A 19,744-nucleotide genomic window follows, 5' to 3' on the forward strand; every position below is an offset into this window, starting at 1 on the left:
CTTTTTTCTGGAAACCCCCCCCCTCGATTTATTCAATGTGTGTTTGTTTGTTGGTTTTTTGTCCCACCATATTAAGACCCCCCCCCCGCCCCATGCGCGCGGGGGGGGGGCGGTTCCGACGGCGTACGGCTCAGAGCACGCACTCCGCCTCGGCGTAGCGCTCGTCCGGAACCGTCTTGAGGGTCTCGACGGCCTCCGCGAGCGACACCATCACGATGTCGGTGCCGCGCAGCGCGGTCATCATCCCGAACTCGCCCCGGTGCACGGCCTCCACGGCGTGCCAGCCGAACCGGGTCGCGAGCACGCGGTCGTACGCGGTCGGGGTTCCGCCGCGCTGCACGTGCCCGAGGATGACCGGCCGGGCCTCCTTGCCGAGCCGCTCCTCCAGCTCGATGGAGAGCTGCCGGGCGATGCCCGCGAAGCGCTCGTGCCCGTAGATGTCCTTGCCGCCCTCGTCGTAGCGCATCGAGCCCTCGCGGGGCTTCGCGCCCTCGGCGGCGACCACGATGGCGAACCGCTTGCCCGCCTCGAACCGCTCGCCGACCCGCGCGGCCAGCTCCTCGATGTCGAAGGGGCGCTCCGGTACGACGATGGCGTGGGCGCCCGCGGCCATGCCGGAGTGCAGCGCGATCCAGCCGGTGTGGCGGCCCATGACCTCCACGATCAGGACGCGCTGGTGGGACTCGGCGGTGGTCTTGAGGCGGTCGAGGGCCTCGGTCGCGACACCGACGGCCGTGTCGAAACCGAAGGTGACGTCCGTGACCGCGATGTCGTTGTCGATGGTCTTCGGCACGCCGACGATCGGCAGGCCGCCGTCCGACAGCAGACGGGCCGCCTTCAGCGTGCCCTCGCCGCCGATCGGGATGATCGCGTCGAGCCCGAGGTCCGCGACGTGGCCCTTGGCCCGCTCCACGCCGTCACGCAGATGCGCGGGCTGGACCCGGGAGGAGCCGAGCATGGTGCCGCCGCGAGCGAGGATGCCGCTCACCGCGTCGAGGTCGAGCTTGAGGTAGTCGCACTCCAGAAGACCCTTCCAGCCGTCCCGGAAGCCGATGACCTCGTCGCCGTGGTCGACGACGGCACGGTGTACGACCGACCGGATGACGGCGTTCAGGCCGGGGCAGTCGCCGCCGGACGTGAGGACACCAATGCGCATAGCCCGAAATACCTTCTCAACGTGGTCCGGGGACCGGACCACGTTGTCCGGCGAGGATCGGCGCCAGCCTACCGGCGGGAGGGGGCCGCGCCGTACTGTGCGTCCGCCTGCTGGACGCACCCGCTCACCTGTGCGGATGCCGTTTCAGACGGGCTCCGGGCGGGGCCCGACGGCTCCCTCACGCCAAGCAGAAACGATTCTTCTTCGCGTTTCCCGAGACGTCGGAAACGGTTCTTCCCGGTAAACGCGAAGAGGAACCGTTCCTCCTTGAGAAACGGTTCCTCTGACCCGCAGGGGCGGGCCGGCCCTACGCGGGCTGCTGGGCGGACGCGATGCGCTCGGAGCGCAGCGCCTCGTACCAGCGGTCGTCGGTCGGCGGCAGCGCGTTGACGTCGAGGGCCAGCTTCAGCAGCAGGTCCGCGATCTGCGGGTTGCGGGCGAGGACGGGCCCGTGCATGTACGTACCGAACACGGTGTCGTTGTACGCGCCCTCGGTGCCGTCACCCGTGCCGTTGCCCTTGCCGAGCCGCACGTTCGCGAACGGGCGGGCGGTGGGTCCGAGGTGGGTGACGCCCTGGTGGTTCTCGAAGCCGGTGAGCTGGGGCAGACCGAGCCGCGGGTCGATGTCCGCGAGGACGTCGCCGACGCACCGCTCGCCCTCACCGCGCACCGAGACCACGTCGAGCAGACCGAGGCCCGGCTCGCGCTGGCCGAGGTCGTTGATGAACTCGTGCCCGAGGATCTGGTAGCCGGCGCAGACGGAGAACACGATCGCGCCGTTGCCGACCGCGCGCTCCAGACCGCCGTCGCGGCGCAGCCGCTCCGCGGCCAGCCGCTGCGGCCTGTCCTCGCCGCCGCCGATGAGGTAGATGTCACCGGAGGTCGGGACCGGCTGGTCGCTGCGCACGTCGACACGGGCCACGTCGAGGCCACGCTGACGCGCCCGGCGCTCCACGACGAGGGCGTTGCCCTGGTCGCCGTAGGTGCTCAGCAGGTCCGGGTAGATCCACACCAGGCGCAGGCTGTTGTCAGTCATTCTCTTCGTCCTCCGTGGCTCAGTTGCCGACACGACGCCTCAAGTCCTGGAATGCGGTGTAGTTCGCGATGACCTCGATCCGTCCGGGCGGTGCCATCTGCACCGCCTGGTCGAGGGTGTCGCAGACCTGGAACTGCTGGTTGGCGACTTCGAGGCGGACGGCGAGGTCGAGCTTGCGGTCGCCGAGGACGAAGATCGGGTGTCCGGTCAGGCGGGTGTAGTCGACGTCCCACAGCCAGGAGGTGTCGGTGCCGTCGGCGCCGCGCGCGTTCACCGACAGGATGACCGGGGTCGGCGGCGGGTCGATCAGGGAGAAGGTCTCCAGCCAGCCCGCGGGGTTCTTGGCGAGCAGCAGACGCAGATCGCGCTCCATGAACTGGACCACGTCATAGCGTCCGGCCACCGCCTGCACCTGGTACATGCGCTCCAGGGCGACCTGCGGCGGAACCCCGAAGACGGCGGCCACGGCGGCCGACGAGGCGGCGTTCGCCTTGTTGGCGCGGCCGGGGAGCTGGAGGTGGATCGGCCACGCGGAACCGTGCGGGTCGAGAACGTGGTCACCGGACAGGGCCCAGGTCGGCGTCGGACGGCGGAAGCCGCAGTCGCCGCAGAACCAGTCGTCGCCGGGGCGCTGCATCACACCGCCGCACGACGGGCAGGACCAGGCGTCCTCCTTCCACATCTGGCCGGCCGCCACCCACATGACGTTCGGCGAGGAGGACGCGGCCCAGACGACCAGCGGGTCGTCCGCGTTGGCGACGACGACGGCCTTGGAACCGGCCAGCCCCTCGCGCCAGTGCTCGGCCATCATCCGGGTCTCGGCGGCACGGTCGAGCTGGTCGCGCGAGAGGTTCAGCAGCGCGATGCACTTCGGGTCGGTGTCACGGGCGACACCGGCGAGGTACTTCTCGTCGACCTCGATGACCGCGAACTTGGCGTCCGAGCCGCCGGCCAGCGCCGAGGTGATGCCCGCGGGCATGTTGGCGCCGAGCGCGTTGGACACGACCGGACCCGCGGCGCGCAGCGCCTCCGCGATCAGCCGGGTCGTCGTGGTCTTGCCGTTGGTCGCCGACACCAGGATCACGTCCAGGTGCGTGGCGAGCCTCGCCAGCAGGTCGGGGTCGAGCTTGAGCGCCACCCGGCCGCCGATCACCGATCCGCTGCCGCGTCCGGCGGCTCGCGAGACGGCTGCCGCCGCCTTGCCCGCCGTCACGGCCAGCTTGGCCCGCGGCGACAGCGGGTCCGAGTTGCCTGACATCGTTTCTCGATCCTCCTTGCGTACGCGCCGCGCCCCTGCCCCCGGCACATGTGGGGGTCAGCCTATCGAGATCCGCTCACGGGCCCGAATCGCGGCACCACCTCGGCGCCGGCGCGACATGCGCGCGCCTACCAGGACCGTACCCTTGCCGCCATGCGACACGGTTCGATCCCCGGCACGCGCGGGCGCGTCCGGCCCCTCATCCTGCTAGGTGACCCCGTCCTGCGTACAGCCTGCGAGGACGTCACGGATTTCGGCCCTCAACTCGCGGAGCTCGTCGAGGACATGTTCGCGACGATGTACGCCGCCGAGGGAGTCGGTCTCGCCGCGAACCAGATCGGCGTCGGTCTGCGGGTGTTCGTGTACGACTGCCCGGACGACGACGATGTCCGCCATGTCGGTCATGTGGTGAACCCTCGTCTCGTCGAGGCGGACGGGGTGGTCCTGCGCGGACCGGAGGGCTGTCTCTCGCTGCCGGGTCTGGAGGCCGGGACCGAGCGGTACGACCACGCGGTCGTCGAGGGCCGTACGGTCACCGGCGAGCCGGTCACCGTGCACGGCACCGGCTGGTTCGCCCGCTGTCTCCAGCACGAGTGCGACCACCTCGAAGGCGGGGTGTACGCGGACCGGGTCACCGGGTGGCGCCGTCGGCGCCTGCTGCGCAAGGTGGCGCGGGCCTCCTGGAGCGGCTGAGGGCCGGCCGGGCCGCCGGCCGCCTCCGGCGGTCGGTGCCCCCTCTCCTGACGGGATGTCGGGGTGAGCCCCGGTCAGAAGCCCGGGCCGCCGACCCGGTCGCCGGCCGCCGCGAGACGGCCCCACAGCAGGTCGGCCAGGCTGCGCACCAACTCGGCACGTGTGCACGGCCGTTCGCCGAGCCACCAGTCCCCGGCCGCGTGCATCATGCCGACGATGCCGTGGCCCCACACCCGTGCCAGTTGCTGGCTGCCCGGTCCGAGGTCCACCCGCTCCTCGATGACCTCGGCCAGTTCCTCGCCCATGCGGCGCAGCACCGGCGCGGAGTTTCTGCCCACGTCGAAGCCGGCGTCGCCGGGCTGCCCGCCCTCCGCCGGATGCATCAGGAAGCGGTAGACCTGCGGTCGCGCCTCGATGGCGGCCAAGTAGGTGTCGAGCGTCGCCTCCACGCGCTCACGCCGTTCGGCCGGGGCGTCCAGTGCCGCCCGCAGCGCTTCGAGGAGCGCGTCCGTGTGCCGCTTGGCGAGAGCGGCGTAGAGGCCGCCCTTGTCGCCGAAGTGGCGGTACAGGATGGGCTTCGTGATGCCGGCCTCGGCCGCGATGGCGTTCATGGAGGCCCCGGGGCCGTCGCGGAGCACCACTCTGTCGGCGGCTTCCAGCAGCTCGCGCCGGCGGCGGTCGGCGGACCTCTGCTGATCGGTCCGCTGTGTGGTGTCCATGTGCTCTCCCCACCCGTGGTGATTCGGTGACGCCTGCGCAAACTAACACTGATCGTCGTATGGGTATCGAACGGGATGCCGAGCCGGGCTCGGGAGTTGACTTTTCCTACTAGCCAGTAACACACTCCAGTTACCGCAAGTAACAGTTTAGTGCAGCGCTGGAGGGGACATGGCCGAGTTCACCATGGAGCTCAACGACGAACAGAAGGAGGTCCGGGACTGGCTGCACGGCTTCGCCGCCGATGTGATCCGCCCCGCGGCCGCCGAATGGGACGAGCGCGAAGAGACTCCCTGGCCGGTCATCCAGGAAGCCGCGAAGGTCGGCATCTATTCCCTGGACTTCTACGCCCAGCAGTACTTCGACGCCACCGGGCTCGGCATACCCATGGCGATGGAGGAGCTGTTCTGGGGCGACGCGGGCATCGCGCTGTCCATCGTCGGCACCGGCCTCGCCGCCGTGGGCGTCCTCGCCAACGGCACCGAGGAGCAGATCGGCACCTGGATCCCTCAGATGTACGGCGACGCCAACGATGTCAAGGTCGCCGCCTTCTGCTCCTCCGAGCCCGACGCCGGGTCCGACGTCGCCTCGATGCGCACGCGCGCCGTCTACGACGAGGCCAAGGACGAGTGGGTCCTGAACGGCACGAAGACCTGGGCGACCAACGGCGGTATCGCCAACGTCCACGTCGTCGTCGCGGTCGTCGACGCGGAACTCGGCTCCAAGGGCCACGCCTCCTTCATCGTGCCGCCGAACACGCCCGGCCTGTCCCAGGGCCAGAAGTTCAAGAAGCACGGCATCCGCGCCTCGCACACCGCCGAGGTCGTCCTGGAGAACGTCCGGATCCCCGGATCCTGCCTGCTCGGCGGCAAGGAGAAGCTCGACGAGCGCCTCGCCCGTGCCCGCGAGCGCGCCAGGGCGGGCGGCGGCGAGCGGGTGAAGAACGCCGCGATGGCCACCTTCGAGGCCTCCCGCCCGGCCGTCGGCGCCATGGCGGTGGGCACCGCGCGGGCCGCGTACGAGGTGGCCCTCGACTACGCGAAGACGCGCGAGCAGTTCGGCCGTCCGATCATCGACAACCAGGGCGTCGCGTTCCAGCTCGCCGACATGCGCACCTCCATCGACGCGGCGCGGCTCCTCGTCTGGCGGGCGTCCTGGATGGCGGTCAACGGCAAGCAGTTCACCGCGGCCGAGGGCTCGATGTCGAAGCTGTTCGCCAGCGAGACGGCCAAGAAGGTCACGGGTCAGGCGATCCAGATCCTGGGCGGCAACGGCTACACGCGTGAATACCCGGTGGAGCGGATGCACCGCGACGCGGCCATCTACACGATCTTCGAAGGCACCAGCGAGATCCAGCGCCTCGTGATCGCCCGCACCCTGTCCGGGATGCCGATCCGCTGACACCACCGCACGGCCCGGGGCCGTTCCGATGACGGGACGCCGGTGATCACCGGCGTCCCGGGCGTCCGCGGGGTTTTCGACGGCGGGCGCGGCCGCCGCTGCTCGCACAGCGGCCGTCACCCCACCGGACCTGGCACGTCGCGTCGCAGCGCCATGAACCGGGGCTGACCGTGCACTCTGGTCGCGGGGGCTCGGAGTCAGCCGGACCGAAGGAGCGCGCGATGACGCGGACGGCCAGGGAACTGCTGGAGGGCGTCACCGGGAAACTCGCCCCCGACCCCCATGCCAACCGGCTGCTCCCGCTGATCGCCCGGGGTGCCGCCCAGCTCGACACGCTCGCCGCGCTGGCCCTGGAGCAGCGCCATGTGGTCGCGGCCGATCACCGCGCGTTCGTTCATCTGGCCGAACGCTCGGCGGCCGGTACGCGGACGTCGGCGGCCGACCCGGCGAGCGCCGCCTTCTTCGGGATGCTCGCCGAGGGCGAGACGGTGGCCGGGGACCGGCTCGGCGCGTTCGCCGCCGCGGTGGGAGCCGACGAGGCGCGGGCGGCGGAGTACGAACCGCTGGCCGACTGCCAGGCCTATCCCGCGTACGTCGCCTGGCTCGCCCTGAACGGGGAGCCGACCGACGTGGTCCTCGCGCTCGGCGCCAGCTTCGCCGCGTGGGGCGGCTACTGCGAGACCATCGCCGAGGCCCTGCGCCGTCACTACGGCTTCGACGACGAGGTCTGCGGTTTCTTCGACTTCTTCGCCGAACCGGCGCCCGAGCTGGAGAGCAAGGCCCTGGACGCCGTGCAGGCCGGTCTCGACGCCGAACGGATCTCCCTGGACGACGTCCTGCGCCACGGGCGGCTGCTCCAGGCCTACGAGGCGAAGTTCTGGCACGCCCTGTGGGAACAGGACCAGCGAGTCGCCTGAGGCGGCCGGGACGGCGTCCCTTGCCGGGACGCCGTCCGTGGCCCGGCTTCGCCGCCGTCGCCGGTGTTCAGCGTCCGTTCGGGCCGCTGCTGTGCGCGATGCAGGCCACGTCGATCCGGTCGGCCAGCTTGGCCAGTTCGATCGTGAGCGCGGCCACCGTGTCCTCGTCGAGGCCGTCCTGGCCGGCCTCCACCAGATGCAGCCACCGGCCGCCCACCGTGCGCAACAGCTTGCTGACGTCGGCGGCCGCCACCTGCAACGTGCCGCGGTCGTCGACGATCAGAGGGAGGGTCACTTCGCGGTTCACACGAGGGATCGTAGCTGCGGAACGCTCACGCTCCGTGCCATACGGTGGTGATGTTGCAGAACTCGCGGATTCCGTGCCCCGACAGTTCACGCCCGTAGCCGGACCGCTTCTCCCCGCCGAACGGGAACGCCGGGTGCGAGGCCGTCATCCCGTTGACGAACACCCCGCCCGCCTCGGAATCACGTACGAACCGCTCCACCTCGGCCGCGTCACGGGTCCACAGGCTCGAGCTCAGCCCGAACGGGGTGTCGTTGGCGAGGGCCACCGCCTCGTCCAGGTCGGCGGCCCGGTACAGCGTGGCGACCGGCCCGAACGTCTCCTCCTGGTGGACGCGCATGTCGGGCGTGATGTCGGTGAGCACGGTCGGCAGGTAGTACCAGCCGCCGCCGAAACCGTCGGGGCGTTCGCCGCCGCAGAGCACCGTCGCGCCGTTCTCGACCGCGTCGTCGACGAGCTCCTCCAGGTCGGCCCGGCCCTGCTCCGTGGACAGCGGACCGATCTCGGTGTCCTCCTCCAGCGGGTCGCCGACCGTGAGGGCCCGCATACCCGCAGTGAACCGCTCCGCGAAGGCGTCGAACACGTCGGCGTGCACGATGAAGCGCTTGGCGGCGATGCACGACTGTCCGTTGTTCTGCGCACGCGCCGTCACGGCGATCGTCGCGGCGCGCTCGACATCGGCGGACGGCATCACGACGTACGGGTCGCTGCCGCCCAGCTCCAGCACCGTCTTCTTCACCTCGTCACCGGCGACCGAGGCGACCGCCCGGCCGGCCGGTTCGCTGCCGGTGAGGGTGGCCGCCTTGACGCGCGGGTCGCGCAGGACGCCCTCGACCGCCCCCGAGCCGATCAGCAGCGTCTGGAAGCAGCCCTCGGGGAAGCCCGCGCGACGGAACAGGTCCTCCAGGTACAGGGCGGTCTGCGGCACGTTCGAGGCGTGCTTGAGCAGTCCCACGTTGCCCGCCATGAGCGCGGGCGCGGCGAAGCGGACCACCTGCCAGAGCGGGAAGTTCCACGGCATCACGGCGAGCACGGGGCCGAGCGGACGGTAGCGCGCGAGGACCCGGGAGGCCCCGGAGTCCGCGGCGTCGGCGGGGGCCGCGAGCTCGTCGGCCAGCAGATCCTCGGCGTGGTCGGCGTACCAGCGCATCGCCTTGGCGCACTTGGCGGCCTCCGCCCTGGCCTGCTTGACCGGCTTGCCCATCTCGGTGGTCATCACCCGGCCGATGTCCTGCAGGTCGTCGTCCAGGAGGGCGGCCGCGCGGTGCATGAGCCGCGCCCGCTCGGCGAACGGGGTGGTGCGATACGTACGGAACGTGGCCTCGGCGGCAGCGAGCCTGCGCTCGATCTCCTCGGCGCCGAGGGCGTCGTACGTCTTGAGCGTCTCGCCGTTCGCCGGGTTCACCGTCGCGATGGGCATGGCCGACCTCCTGAGAACTGGCTTTTCCCCGACCCTCCCGCGCGGTGCGGCACGGCGCAACGCGGGCGGGCCCCGAGGTGAGCCGACGCTCCTGGCCGAACGCCGGCTCTCAGTACGAGTGCTCAGCCAGCCGGTCGAGAAACACGGATTGCGCCGTCACGAGCAGAGTCCGGGCCCGTTCCGGGCTCATCCACTCCACCCGGTCGAGCTCGGGGAACTCCTGGCGCCGCCCCGACTTCGGGGGCCACTCCATCGTGAACGTGCCGGGGACCACGGTCTCCGGATCGAGATCCGCCTCGATCGCCCAGGCGGTGACCACCTTGCCGTTCGTCTGGGTGACCTCCCCGAGGGCGACCGCCTCGCCGTCGGGCGGAGGCAGCCCGAGCTCCTCCCGGAACTCGCGACGGGCGGCGTCCCAGGCCGTCTCGTCGGGCTCGTACTCACCCTTGGGAAGGGTCCAGGCCCCGGCGTCCCGCCGCGCGAAGAACGGGCCGCCCATATGGCCGACCAATACCTCCAGGCCGTGGTCGGTGTGCCGGAACAACAGCAGTCCCGCGCTCCTCTTCCCGTGCTGCCCTCCGCTCATCGCGTCACCTCCGGGTGGGCCGCCAGCAGGGTGTCCACGGTGTCGGCCTCGGCCGCCCGTTTGTCCTCGCGATAGCGCACGACCCGGGCGAAGCGCAGGGTGACACCGGCCGGGTAGCGGGTGGACCGCTGCAGTCCGTCGTACGCGATCTCGACGACGAGCTCGGGCCGTACGGTCACCACGTGGCCGTCGTCCGAGAGCGCCAGCTCCCGGAACCGTTCGGTCTGCCAGGCGAGCATCGCGTCGGTCATGCCCTTGAACGTCTTGCCGAGCATGACGAAGGAGCCGTCGGCGGTACGGGCCCCCAGGTGCAGGTTCGAGAGCTTGCCGGTGCGCCGCCCGTGACCCCATTCGGCCGCCAGGACGACCAGGTCGAGGGTGTGTACGGGTTTGACCTTGAGCCACGCGGCACCGCGCCGGCCCGCGCTGTACGGGGCGTCGAGGGCCTTCACCACGACGCCCTCGTGCCCCCGGGCCAGCGTGTCGGCGAGAAACGTCTCGGCCCGTTCGGTGTGGTCCGGCCCCGGCACGAGCGTCCGCCGCACCCGCATCGGCTCGGGAACCAGCCGGGCCAGTTCCGCGTGCCGCTCGGTGAACGGCAGATCCAGCAGGTCCCGCCCGTCGACGGACAGCGCGTCGAAGAAGACGGGGGAGACGGGCACGGTCTCCGCGGCCGCCGCCACGTCCACACGGGACCCCACCCGGGCGGCCGTCTCCTGGAACGACCGCGGCCGCCCCCGCTCGTCCAGCGCGATCACCTCGCCGTCCAGGATGAACCGCTCGCCCCGCAACTGCAGGGCGAAGGCGGTCAGTTCGGGAAGCCGGCCGGTGATGTCGTCGAGGGTGCGGGTGTAGACGCGGACGTCCTCGCCGTCCCGGTGGAGCTGCACCCGGATGCCGTCCAGCTTCTCCTCCACCACGCAGGCACCGAGCTTGCCGACCGCCTCGGGGACGGAGGAGGCGGAGTGCGCCAGCATGGGGAGCACCGGGCGGCCGACCGTGAGCCGGAACCCGTCCAGGGCCCCCGGACCGTCCGCCAGGAGGGCCCGCGCCACCGCCCGCAGCGAGCCCGCCAGCATCACCGCCCGCCGTACGTCCTCGGCGGGCGCGCCGGTGGCCTCCGCGAGGCCCTCGACCGCGAGCGCGTCCAGCGCGCCCTGACGGACCTCGCCGGTGAGCAGCCCGAACAGGAAACGCTGTTCCTCCTCCGTGGCCGCCGCCATCAACTCGCCCACCAGTCTGGTCCGTTCGGCCTGCGAACCGGTGCCGGAGACCTCGCCGAGCGCGGTGAGCCGGGCGTCCACCTCGCGCACGGTGAGGGTGGGTTCGGCGGCGGGGGAGACCGGTGTGCTCAGCACCTTCCAGCCGACGCCGATGCGGCCCTGCGGCAGCCGGCCCGCCAGATACGGGATCACGATCGGCGCGTCGTCCGCCTCGGCGTCCCGGAACAGCTCCGCGAGCAGAGCGGTCTTCCGGGACCGCGCCGAGGTGGCGGCGACCTCCTGGGACACATGGGCGAGCCGGCTCAGCAGCATGCAGCCATCGTGCAACGCGAGCGGCCGGTTCACACCCGTACGGGACGCGGAGTGTGCGCCCGGACGGAGTGTTTCGGCCCTGTCCCCGCTTCCCCCTCCGGGCGGCGGGCTCGCAGCCCTGTGCGGGTGCGCCGCCGGGTGGCGGGCTCTCGGACCGGTCCGGGTGTGCCGCCGGGCGACGGGTCTGAGGCCGGTTCGCGTGTCGGTTCGCGTGTGCTCCGGAGCCGGGGGTCTCAGCCCTGTCCGCGCGCGATCGCCGCGTCGAGGTCGGCGAAGAGGAGTTCTCCGTTGAGCGTGGCCGCCGCGCGGTATCCGCCGCTCGCCGCGTTCACCACCTGCTCCGCGAAACCGGCGGCGTTGCCGGCTGCCCAGACGCCGGGCACGCTCGTCAGCCCCGTCGGGTCGACGACCGGGTAGCTGCCGAACGGCGTCTCCCGCAGTTCCGCGCCCAGCCCCTCCAGCAGGCCGGTCCGCGGTACCGGGCGCGGTGCCACGAACAGCACCGAGCGGTCGTGCGTGGTCCCGTCCGCGAGCCTCACGCCGGTGAGCCGGTCGTCCGCGACCACCAGCTCCGCGACCTCGCCCGGCACCACGGCGACCCCCGCCGCGGCGAGCCGGCGCAGGTCCTCGTCGGAGAGCTCGTCCTCGGCCACCGTGTGCAGGAAGAGGGTGACGTCCTTCGACCACTGGCCGACCATCAGCGCCTGGTGCACGCTCATCGGCGACGTGGCCAGCACACCGAAGGCCTGGTCGCGGACCTCCCAGCCGTGGCAGTACGGGCAGTGCAGCACGTCGCGCCCGAAGCGCTCGGCGACGCCGGGCACCGACGGCATCTCGTCCGCCAGGCCCGTCGTGACGATCAGCCGGCGCGCGTGGATCGTGTCCCCGGACCCGACCGTGACGTCGAACTCCCCGGCGCCGTCCCGGACGACGTCCGTCACCCGGCCCCGGACGATCTCCACGCCGTACCCCTCGACCTCCCGTCGCCCCTCGGCGAGGAACTCGGCGGGCGGCATGCCGTCGCGGGTCAGATAGCCCTGCAGGTGCGCCGCGGGCGCGTTGCGCGGCTCGCCCTCGTCGACGACGAGCGTGCGGCGCCGCGCCCGGCCGAGGACCAGGGCCGCGGAGAGCCCCGCCGTGCCGCCGCCCACGACGATCACTTCGTACGCCCCGGACGATGTTCCTGCCGTCGCCTCGGCCATTGTCCCGGTCATTGCCTCGGTCGTTGCCTCGGTCATGGTGACCACCTCCATGGAGAAGGTCGCCCCGAACCCGCCGGATTGACAAATGGCTTTGCCGATTCTGCAATAGAGGGATGAGTGACGCGGCCCGTGCGGGCGAGAGTGACGGCGGCGGGCGCGGAGTGACCGGCGACGCGGCGACGGACGAGGTTCTCGCCGAGGTGGGTCCGCGGCTGCGCCGGATCAGGAAGGAGCGCGGGGCGACCCTCGCGGGGCTGTCCGAGGCCACCGGCATCTCGGTGAGCACGCTCTCGCGCCTGGAGTCCGGCCTGCGCAAGCCCAGCCTGGAGCTGCTGCTGCCCATCGCGCGGGCCCATCAGGTTGCCCTGGACGAACTGGTCGGCGCCCCGCAGGTCGGCGACCCCCGGGTGCGCGCCGAGCCGCTCGTGCGCCATGGCCGCACGTACTGGCCGCTGACCCGCCAGCCCGGCGGACTCCAGGCCTACAAGGTGCTCGAACCGAAGCGGACGGCGGAGCCCGATCCGCGCACCCACGAGGGCTACGAATGGCTGTACGTGCTCTCGGGGAGGCTGCGGGTGGTCCTCGGTGAGCACGACGTCGTGATGGAGGCGGGCGAGGCGGCGGAGTTCGACACCCGCGTGCCGCACTGGTTCGGCTCGACGGGGGAGGGGCCCGCGGAGTTCCTGAGCCTGTTCGGTCCGCAGGGTGAGCGCATGCACGTACGGGCGCGGCCCAAGGCCCGGTCCGAGGGGCAGTGACGGCGGACGGCGGGGCGGCAGGGGGAGGAGATGTCCCGGGCGGCGAGGTGGCGGGGGCGCGAGTGTCCTGGGCGGCGGGGCGGCGGGGCGGCGAGGCAGGGGCCGCGGGCGCCGGGCGCGGGGCTTGGTGAAGACGTGGGGCGTCCGCTGTTCCCAGGGCGGCAAGCGACCGCTTAGTATGCGAAGGACCCCGGTCAGCCGACACAGCCCCCTGGAGGCCCCGCATGCAGGCATGGCAAGTGCACCAGAACGGCGAGCCCGCAGAGGCGATGCGCCTCCTGGAGGTGGATCGGCCGACGCCCGGTGACGGCCAGGTCCTGCTCAAGGTGCGCGCAGCGAACATCAACTTCCCGGACGCGCTGATGTGCCGCGGGCATTACCAGGTCAGGCCGCCGCTGCCGTTCACGCCGGGCGTGGAGATCTGCGGCGAGACCGAGGACGGCCGCCGGGTGATCGCCAACCCCGCGCTGCCGCACGGCGGCTTCGCCGAGTACGCGGTCGCGGACGCCGCCGCCCTGCTGCCGGCGCCCGACGCCCTCGACGACGCGGAGGCCGCGGCCCTGCACATCGGCTACCAGACCGGCTGGTTCGGCCTGCACCGCCGGGCCCGCCTGGAGGCCGGCGAGACGCTGCTCGTCCACGCGGCCGCCGGAGGCGTCGGCAGCGCCGCCGTGCAGCTCGGAAAGGCGGCGGGCGCCCGGGTCATCGGTGTCGTGGGCGGCGCCGACAAGGCGGCCGTGGCGCGCGAACTGGGCTGCGACGTCGTCGTCGACCGGCGTTCCGAGGACGTGATCGGCGCCGTCAAGGAGGCGACCGGCGGACGCGGCGCGGACGTGATCTACGACCCGGTGGGCGGCGAGGCCTACACCCAGTCCACGAAGGTCGTCGCCTTCGAGGGCCGGATCGTGGTCGTCGGATTCGCGAGCGGCTCGATCCCGAGCCCCGCGCTGAACCACGCCCTCGTCAAGAACTACGGCGTCCTCGGCCTGCACTGGGGCCTGTACAACACCAAGAACCCGAAGCTCGTCCTGCACTGCCACGAGCAGCTCACCGAGCTGGCCGCACGGGGCGCGATCAAGCCGCTGGTGAGCGAGCGGGTGCCGCTGAGCGGTGCCGCCGCCGCCGTGCAGCGGGTCGCCGACGGAGTCACCACCGGGCGGATCGCCGTGGTGCCCACACTGGAGAACGGAGCCGCCGCATGACCGACGCAGCCGAACTGCGCCGCCGCACCCAGGAGTTGCTGGCCGCGTACCCGCCCGGGGAAACGGACCGGCTGGACTTCCTCAGGGCCCGCTTCGACGCCGGCCTCGCCTGGGTGCACTACCCCGAGGGCCTCGGCGGACTCGGCGCCCCGCGCCGCCTCCAGGCCGTCGTGGACGCCGAACTCGCGGCCGCGGGCGCGCCCGACAACGACCCCCGGCGGATCGGCATCGGCCTCGGCATGGCCGCCCCGACCATTCTCGGCTTCGGCACCGAGGAGCAGAAGCGCCGCTTCCTGCGCCCCCTGTGGGTCGGCGAGGAGGTGTGGTGCCAGCTCTTCAGCGAGCCCGGCGCGGGCTCGGACCTCGCCGCGCTCGGCACCCGTGCCGTCCGCACCGACGGTGACGCGCCGGAGGGCGGCGGGGACTGGGTGATCAACGGGCAGAAGGTGTGGACCTCCAGCGCCCACGTCGCCCGCTGGGCCATCCTCATCGCCCGCACCGACCCCGATCTGCCCAAGCACCGGGGCATCACCTACTTCATCTGTGACATGACCGACCCGGGCGTCGAGGTGCGGCCGCTGCGCCAGATCACCGGCGAGGCCGAGTTCAACGAGGTCTTCCTCACCGACGTCCGCATCCCCGACGCGCACCGCCTCGGCGAGGTCGGCGACGGCTGGCGGGTCGCGCAGACCACCCTGATGAACGAGCGTGTCTCCATCGGCGGCATGCGCATCCCGCGCGAGGGCGGCATGATCGGCCCGGTCGCGAAGACCTGGCGCGAGCGGCCCGAACTGCGCACCCACGACACGCACCAGCGGCTGCTGAGGCTGTGGGTCGAGTCCGAGGTCGCCCGGCTCTCCGGCGAACGGCTGCGCCAGCAGCTCGCCCAGGGCCAGCCCGGCCACGAGGGCTCCGGCATGAAGCTCGGCTTCGCCCGGCTCAACCAGGAGATCAGCGGCCTCGAAGTCGAACTCCTCGGCGAGGAAGGCCTGTTGTACGAGGACTGGACGATGCGCCGGCCCGAACTCGTCGACTTCACCGGCCGGGACGCCGGATACCGCTACCTGCGCTCCAAGGGCAACAGCATCGAGGGCGGGACCAGCGAGGTCCTGCTGAACATCGTCGCCGAACGCGTCCTCGGCCTGCCGTCCGAGCCGCGCACCGACAAGGACGTCGCATGGAAGGACCTCGCCCGATGAGCCAGGTGAGCACCGAGCCCGATCTGCTCTACACCGAGGAGGAAGAGGCGCTGCGCGCCGCCGTCCGCGACCTCCTCACCGACCGCTGCGCCGCGGCGGACGTCATCACCCGCAGCGAGTCGGGCACCCCGCACGACGCCGAGCTGTGGAAGGCGCTCTCGGAGGGCATGGGCCTCGCGGGCCTCCTCGTGCCCGAGGACCGGGGCGGCCAGGGTGCCACGCACCGTGAGGCCGCCGTGGTCCTGGAGGAACTGGGCCGCGCGGTCGCTCCCGTGCCCTATCTGACGAGCGCCGTGGTCGCGACCGAGGCCCTGCTGGCCTGCGAGGGGCCGGCCGCGGCCGAACTGCTTGCCGCGCTCGCCTCCGGCCGGACCGTGGGCGCCCTCGCCGTCGCACTGAACGTCGGACCGGGCGCCGCCCACCAGGTCGTACGGCTGGAGAACGGTTCCCTGCACGGGGAGCTGACGGGCATCGCCGACGCGGCCGCCGCCGACGTCCTGCTCGTTCCGGCCGAGGACGGCGGACTGTACGCCGTCGACGCGGACGCCGTCACGATCGTCCCGCAGGTCAGTCTCGACCAGACCCGGCCGCTCGCCCGGATCACCTTCGACTCCGCGCCCGCGCGGCAGCTCACCGCGGACGCGCCGGGTGCCGTACGGCGCGCGCTGCGGGCGGGAGCCGGACTGCTCGCCTCCGAGCAACTCGGGCTCGCCGAGCACTCGTTGACGGAGACGGTCCGCTACCTCAAGGAGCGCAAGCAGTTCAACCGGCCGGTCGGCGGATTCCAGGCGCTCAAGCACCGGCTCGCCCAGGTGTGGCTCGAGGTCGTCAACACCCGTGCCGCCGCCCGGAACGCGGCCGACGCGCTGGCCACCGCGAGCGCGGACGGTGACGTCGCCGTCGCCGTCGCCCAGGCGTACGCGGCGCCCGTCGCCGTGCACGCGGCGGAGGAGGCGCTCCAGCTCCACGGCGGCATCGGCATGACGTGGGAACACCCGGCGCACCTCTACCTCAAGCGCGCCAAGGCCGACTCCATCGCCTACGGCACGGCGGGCGCGCACCGCGAGGCCCTGGCCGAACTGGTCGACCTGCCGGCGCCGTGACCTCGTCCACCCGCAAGCGCTCTGACAGGGGCGTCCCACAAGTGCCCTGACACCGTCTCCGATTGAGGCGGCGCCCGGGGGGGGGGGCGGGGCTCCCACCCGCACCTCCCTACCTCCCCTCCCCCCCCCCGCCCCGCGGTGGGGGGCGCTCTGCTGGGGGGGCCCCCCCCGGTGGGGGGGCGGGCGCCGGGCAGCGGGAGGGAACACCCGATCGCGCCCCGCTCCGGTGAAGTGAACACGTCACGCCGGTCCGGCCAACTCCCCCCGGAGCACGGTTCTCCGGCCTCGGCGGGCCGCATACTCCCTGAGGTCCTGTACGGCATCCTCAAGGGAGGCAAGAGCATGGCCCACACCACCCGGCGCAGAGCCCTCACCACCTTCGGCGCCGCCCTCGCGGGCTCGTTCGCGCTGCCCGCGCCGCGAGCCCTGGCGGCCGGGACGAAGCCCCGGACCCAGCCCTTATGGCGAGCCCACGCGCACAACGACTACGAGCACCCCCGCCCCCTCCTCGACGCGCTCGACCACCGCTTCGGCAGTGTCGAGGCCGACATCTACCTCGTCGGCGACCAACTCCTCGTCGCCCACGACCCGGTGGACCTCGACCCCACCCGCACCCTCGAATCCCTCTACCTCGAACCGCTGGCCGCCCGCGTCAGGGCCAATCACGGCTCGGTGTACCGGGGCCACCACCGGCCGCTGCAACTGCTCGTCGACATCAAGACCGAGGGCTCCTCGACGTACCTCGAACTCGACCGTCATCTGCGCCGCCACCGGCACCTGTTCACGTCGTACGCGCACGGCAAGGTGCGCCCCGGCCCGGTCACGGCCGTGATCTCCGGGGACCGCGCCGCGCGCGTCCCGATGGAGGCGCAGCCCGAGCGGCTCGCCTTCTACGACGGCCGGCTCGCCGACCTCGGAGGTACCGCCCCCGCCTCCCTCATCCCGCTGATCAGCGACAACTGGACCCTCACCTTCGGCTGGCTGGGCGAAGGCCCGTTCCCCGACGCCGAACGCGAGAAGCTGCGGGGCATCATGGCCACCGCCCACGCGCGCCGGCAGAAGGTCCGGTTCTGGGCCACCCCGGACCTCGCGGGCCCGACACGCGAGGCGCTCTGGCGCGAACTGCTCGCCGCCGGCGTCGACTACTTCAACACCGATGACCTGGGCGGTCTCCAGGAGTTCCTGGACGCCCACGACCGACGGTAGAAGACCACCCGTTCGGGGGACACGTCAGCTGCCCGGCCGATCCCTCCGCTGCGCCACACTTGCGGCCGAACGCCGCGAAGCGGACGTGGCGGAGGAGGTTGACGATGGCCATTTCCATCTCGGTGGTGCTGCTGCTCCTGCTTCTGGCGGTGATCTTCCTGCGCAACGGAGGGCTGAAGATCTCGCACGCCCTGGTCTGCGCCCTGCTCGGGTTCCTGCTGGCCAGCACGAGCATGGCCCCGACCATCCACAGCGGTCTCACCGCCACGGCCGACATCGTGGGCAGCCTGACCCCGTGACCGAACCCGGTGACCGAACCCGGTGACCGAACCCGGTGACCTGACCCCTGACCTGACGCCGTGCCCGGCCTGCGTCTCAAGGGCCCTCGAACACCCCGATGCCGTTGGGGACGGGACGCTCGGCGCCGCCGCTCGGATGGTTGAGGACACTGACGGCGTCCGCCCCCGGCTGCCGGGCGACCATCGTGGTGGATCCACCGCCGTCCAGACTGAAGGCGTCCTCGGATCCCAGCCGCTCCATCGCCCGGGTGACCTCGGCGATGGTGAGCCCGGCGCGGAACTCCGGTGCGCCGTCCAGGGCGAGGAGCTGCATGCGGCGCCCGTGGTCGGAGAAGCCCACCGCGGTGCGCACGGCGGCGGTCCTGTCGTCCAGACCCGGCAGGGGCACCCCGTCGGTCATCATGGGATAGCCGCCGACCGCGAACCGGTAGGGCACCTTGGAGGACTTCGCGACCAGCCGGTGCCGTACCCCGACCGTCTCGCCCACGGACAGCCGCCGCAGCTTCTGGGCACCCGCCTCGCGGCCGACCAGCACGGTGGTGCCCCGGGAGATGGGGCCGCCGCCGGGAGTGTCGGCCGCGGACACGACCCGCCCGTGGCGGACCGTCACCTCGTAGGTGTCGGCACTGCACGGCGCGGCCCGGTTCGTGTCCGTACCGCAGGTCGCGCGGACCCGCGAGACGCTTCCCCAGTCGGCGGTGAACGCGCCGAGGGAGTCCACCGGGAGCGCGTACTGGTTGAACCCGCCGAGCGGCCAGGTGCCGTCGGGACCGCGGACCGATCCGTCGAGGACCACGTCGTCCAGCCGGGCCCGGCGGTCGACGCCCACACCGAACACGTCCTCGGTGTGCGTGCCGGGCGGCAGCGCCGGTCCGAACCGCTGGCCGTCGGGCACCGCGGCCTTGAGACCCCGGCCGCTCGCGATCGCCGGGCCCACCGTCGCGCCCGTCGCCTCGACACCCGGATGCTGGGTCTCCGTGATGTTGAAGAAGTCGCCGTTGACCCCGGCGACCGCGCCCCGGGAGTCGGCCAGTTGCGACACGGGAGCCCGCGACGCCACCGCGCCGGGGTAGAGGAGGTCGACCCGCACATGAGGATTGCGCAGATCGACGGTCAGCACATGCGCGTGGGCCACGCCCTTGGCCGCCGGGATGTCCAGCTCCGTGTACGCGACGCCGGGCGCGATACGGGTCGCGCCCTCCGCGGCGGCGGCCGGTGCCGCCCCCGTCAGGGCCGCACCGGCCAGCGCTCCGGTTGCCGTGAAGACCGTCAGTGCCGTTCTGAACCGTCTGCCAAGACGCGTCACGGTGCCCCCTGATGTCTCGTCAACTCTGCCAGGACTCAGGGGAATTGCACCAGAGACGGGGACCCGGCCCGGTGGCTAGACGCCGACGACGCGGGAACGGATCAGAAAACGCACTCCTTCGGGTGCTTCGAGGGAGAAGCCGCTGCCCCGGCCGGGCACGACGTCCACGATGAGCCGCGTATGGCTCCACCGTTCGTACTGGCTCTTCGAGATCCAGAAGGAGACCGGCTCCGCGACCCCCTCGATCTCCAGCTCGGCCAGCAGGACGTCGGAACCGCCGGTGCGGAACTCGCCCTCCGGGTAGCACATGGGGGCGCTGCCGTCGCAGCAGCCGCCGGACTGATGGAACATCAGCGGTCCGTGCAGGGTCCGCAGCCGCCGCAGCAGTTCGGCGGCCGCGGGCGTCAGTTCCACGCGCGGGACGACGTCCATCGGCTCTCCCCCTC

20 protein-coding genes are annotated in these 19,744 nt (G+C 72.3%); 9 read left to right on the top strand and 11 right to left on the bottom strand.

The window, feature by feature from the left end; translation table 11 throughout:
* Positions 1 to 130 precede the first annotated feature (130 nt).
* The 3 genes from ACFXGX_RS00070 to ACFXGX_RS00080 all read right to left on the bottom strand — a co-directional run bounded on the left by ACFXGX_RS00070 (position 131) and on the right by ACFXGX_RS00080 (position 3,450).
* Entirely contained in the window at positions 131 to 1,156 is a 1,026-nt protein-coding gene (locus tag ACFXGX_RS00070) for a 6-phosphofructokinase (protein WP_339127949.1), read from the bottom strand.
* Positions 1,157 to 1,463: 307 nt separating this feature from the next.
* Positions 1,464 to 2,192: a glutamine amidotransferase gene (locus tag ACFXGX_RS00075; RefSeq protein WP_355773674.1), complete on the bottom strand. Its 729-nt coding sequence runs from the start codon at positions 2,190 to 2,192 to the stop codon at positions 1,464 to 1,466.
* A 19-nt stretch (positions 2,193 to 2,211) separates the two neighbouring features.
* Positions 2,212 to 3,450: a MurT ligase domain-containing protein gene (locus ACFXGX_RS00080; protein WP_328665558.1), complete on the bottom strand. Its 1,239-nt coding sequence runs from the start codon at positions 3,448 to 3,450 to the stop codon at positions 2,212 to 2,214.
* A gap of 153 nt (positions 3,451 to 3,603) precedes the next feature.
* Here ACFXGX_RS00080 and def point away from each other — a divergent pair, with 153 nt between their 5' ends.
* Entirely contained in the window at positions 3,604 to 4,143 is a 540-nt protein-coding gene (gene def, locus ACFXGX_RS00085; RefSeq protein WP_384782870.1) for a peptide deformylase, read from the top strand.
* A gap of 74 nt (positions 4,144 to 4,217) precedes the next feature.
* Here def and ACFXGX_RS00090 read toward each other — a convergent pair whose 3' ends face one another.
* On the bottom strand, positions 4,218 to 4,862 hold the full coding sequence (locus tag ACFXGX_RS00090) for a TetR family transcriptional regulator (protein ID WP_351865738.1): 645 nt from the start codon (positions 4,860 to 4,862) through the stop codon (positions 4,218 to 4,220).
* Positions 4,863 to 5,031: 169 nt separating this feature from the next.
* On the opposite strand from ACFXGX_RS00090, the gene ACFXGX_RS00095 reads away from it, so the two are divergent.
* Positions 5,032 to 6,261, top strand: coding sequence for an acyl-CoA dehydrogenase family protein (locus ACFXGX_RS00095; protein ID WP_339127945.1), 1,230 nt, complete (start codon positions 5,032 to 5,034; stop codon positions 6,259 to 6,261).
* A 221-nt stretch (positions 6,262 to 6,482) separates the two neighbouring features.
* On the top strand, positions 6,483 to 7,178 hold the full coding sequence (locus tag ACFXGX_RS00100) for a transcriptional regulator (protein WP_384782875.1): 696 nt from the start codon (positions 6,483 to 6,485) through the stop codon (positions 7,176 to 7,178).
* 67 nt (positions 7,179 to 7,245) lie between these two features.
* On the opposite strand, the gene ACFXGX_RS00105 is transcribed toward ACFXGX_RS00100, so the two are convergent.
* From ACFXGX_RS00105 to ACFXGX_RS00125, 5 genes are all read right to left on the bottom strand, one after another.
* Complete coding sequence (locus tag ACFXGX_RS00105) at positions 7,246 to 7,485, bottom strand: DUF6213 family protein (protein ID WP_037616672.1); 240 nt, start codon at positions 7,483 to 7,485, stop codon at positions 7,246 to 7,248.
* 25 nt (positions 7,486 to 7,510) lie between these two features.
* Complete coding sequence (locus tag ACFXGX_RS00110) at positions 7,511 to 8,902, bottom strand: NADP-dependent succinic semialdehyde dehydrogenase (protein WP_384782878.1); 1,392 nt, start codon at positions 8,900 to 8,902, stop codon at positions 7,511 to 7,513.
* 109 nt (positions 8,903 to 9,011) lie between these two features.
* Positions 9,012 to 9,488 (bottom strand): NUDIX domain-containing protein, encoded by a 477-nt coding sequence (locus ACFXGX_RS00115; RefSeq protein WP_384782881.1) that lies wholly within the window; start codon positions 9,486 to 9,488, stop codon positions 9,012 to 9,014.
* Complete coding sequence (locus ACFXGX_RS00120; RefSeq protein WP_384782884.1) at positions 9,485 to 11,023, bottom strand: ATP-dependent DNA ligase; 1,539 nt, start codon at positions 11,021 to 11,023, stop codon at positions 9,485 to 9,487. Before ACFXGX_RS00120 ends, ACFXGX_RS00115 begins: the two co-directional genes overlap by 4 nt.
* Positions 11,024 to 11,256: 233 nt before the next feature.
* On the bottom strand, positions 11,257 to 12,276 hold the full coding sequence (locus ACFXGX_RS00125) for an NAD(P)/FAD-dependent oxidoreductase (protein WP_384782887.1): 1,020 nt from the start codon (positions 12,274 to 12,276) through the stop codon (positions 11,257 to 11,259).
* Between the two features lie 62 nt (positions 12,277 to 12,338).
* Here ACFXGX_RS00125 and ACFXGX_RS00130 point away from each other — a divergent pair, with 62 nt between their 5' ends.
* The 6 genes from ACFXGX_RS00130 to ACFXGX_RS00155 all read left to right on the top strand — a co-directional run bounded on the left by ACFXGX_RS00130 (position 12,339) and on the right by ACFXGX_RS00155 (position 17,992).
* A complete protein-coding gene (locus ACFXGX_RS00130) occupies positions 12,339 to 12,983 on the top strand; it encodes a helix-turn-helix domain-containing protein (RefSeq protein WP_384782890.1) in 645 nt (214 codons plus the stop codon).
* Between the two features lie 224 nt (positions 12,984 to 13,207).
* Positions 13,208 to 14,185 (top strand): NADPH:quinone oxidoreductase family protein, encoded by a 978-nt coding sequence (locus ACFXGX_RS00135; protein WP_384782893.1) that lies wholly within the window; start codon positions 13,208 to 13,210, stop codon positions 14,183 to 14,185.
* Entirely contained in the window at positions 14,182 to 15,384 is a 1,203-nt protein-coding gene (locus ACFXGX_RS00140; RefSeq protein ID WP_384782896.1) for an acyl-CoA dehydrogenase family protein, read from the top strand. The genes ACFXGX_RS00135 and ACFXGX_RS00140 overlap by 4 nt, the downstream gene beginning before the upstream one ends.
* Complete coding sequence (locus ACFXGX_RS00145) at positions 15,381 to 16,487, top strand: acyl-CoA dehydrogenase family protein (RefSeq protein WP_384782899.1); 1,107 nt, start codon at positions 15,381 to 15,383, stop codon at positions 16,485 to 16,487. The genes ACFXGX_RS00140 and ACFXGX_RS00145 overlap by 4 nt, the downstream gene beginning before the upstream one ends.
* A 342-nt stretch (positions 16,488 to 16,829) precedes the next feature.
* On the top strand, positions 16,830 to 17,693 hold the full coding sequence (locus ACFXGX_RS00150) for a phosphatidylinositol-specific phospholipase C/glycerophosphodiester phosphodiesterase family protein (RefSeq protein WP_384782902.1): 864 nt from the start codon (positions 16,830 to 16,832) through the stop codon (positions 17,691 to 17,693).
* Positions 17,694 to 17,797: 104 nt separating this feature from the next.
* Positions 17,798 to 17,992 (top strand): hypothetical protein, encoded by a 195-nt coding sequence (locus ACFXGX_RS00155; RefSeq protein WP_355772382.1) that lies wholly within the window; start codon positions 17,798 to 17,800, stop codon positions 17,990 to 17,992.
* Between the two features lie 76 nt (positions 17,993 to 18,068).
* On the opposite strand, the gene ACFXGX_RS00160 is transcribed toward ACFXGX_RS00155, so the two are convergent.
* Complete coding sequence (locus tag ACFXGX_RS00160; protein ID WP_384782905.1) at positions 18,069 to 19,298, bottom strand: phosphodiester glycosidase family protein; 1,230 nt, start codon at positions 19,296 to 19,298, stop codon at positions 18,069 to 18,071.
* Between the two features lie 75 nt (positions 19,299 to 19,373).
* On the bottom strand, positions 19,374 to 19,730 hold the full coding sequence (locus tag ACFXGX_RS00165; RefSeq protein WP_384782908.1) for a DUF779 domain-containing protein: 357 nt from the start codon (positions 19,728 to 19,730) through the stop codon (positions 19,374 to 19,376).
* Positions 19,731 to 19,744 lie beyond the last annotated feature (14 nt).

It is taken from the genome of Streptomyces sp. NPDC059371, assembly GCF_042751995.1.
Lineage (GTDB): Bacteria > Actinomycetota > Actinomycetes > Streptomycetales > Streptomycetaceae > Streptomyces.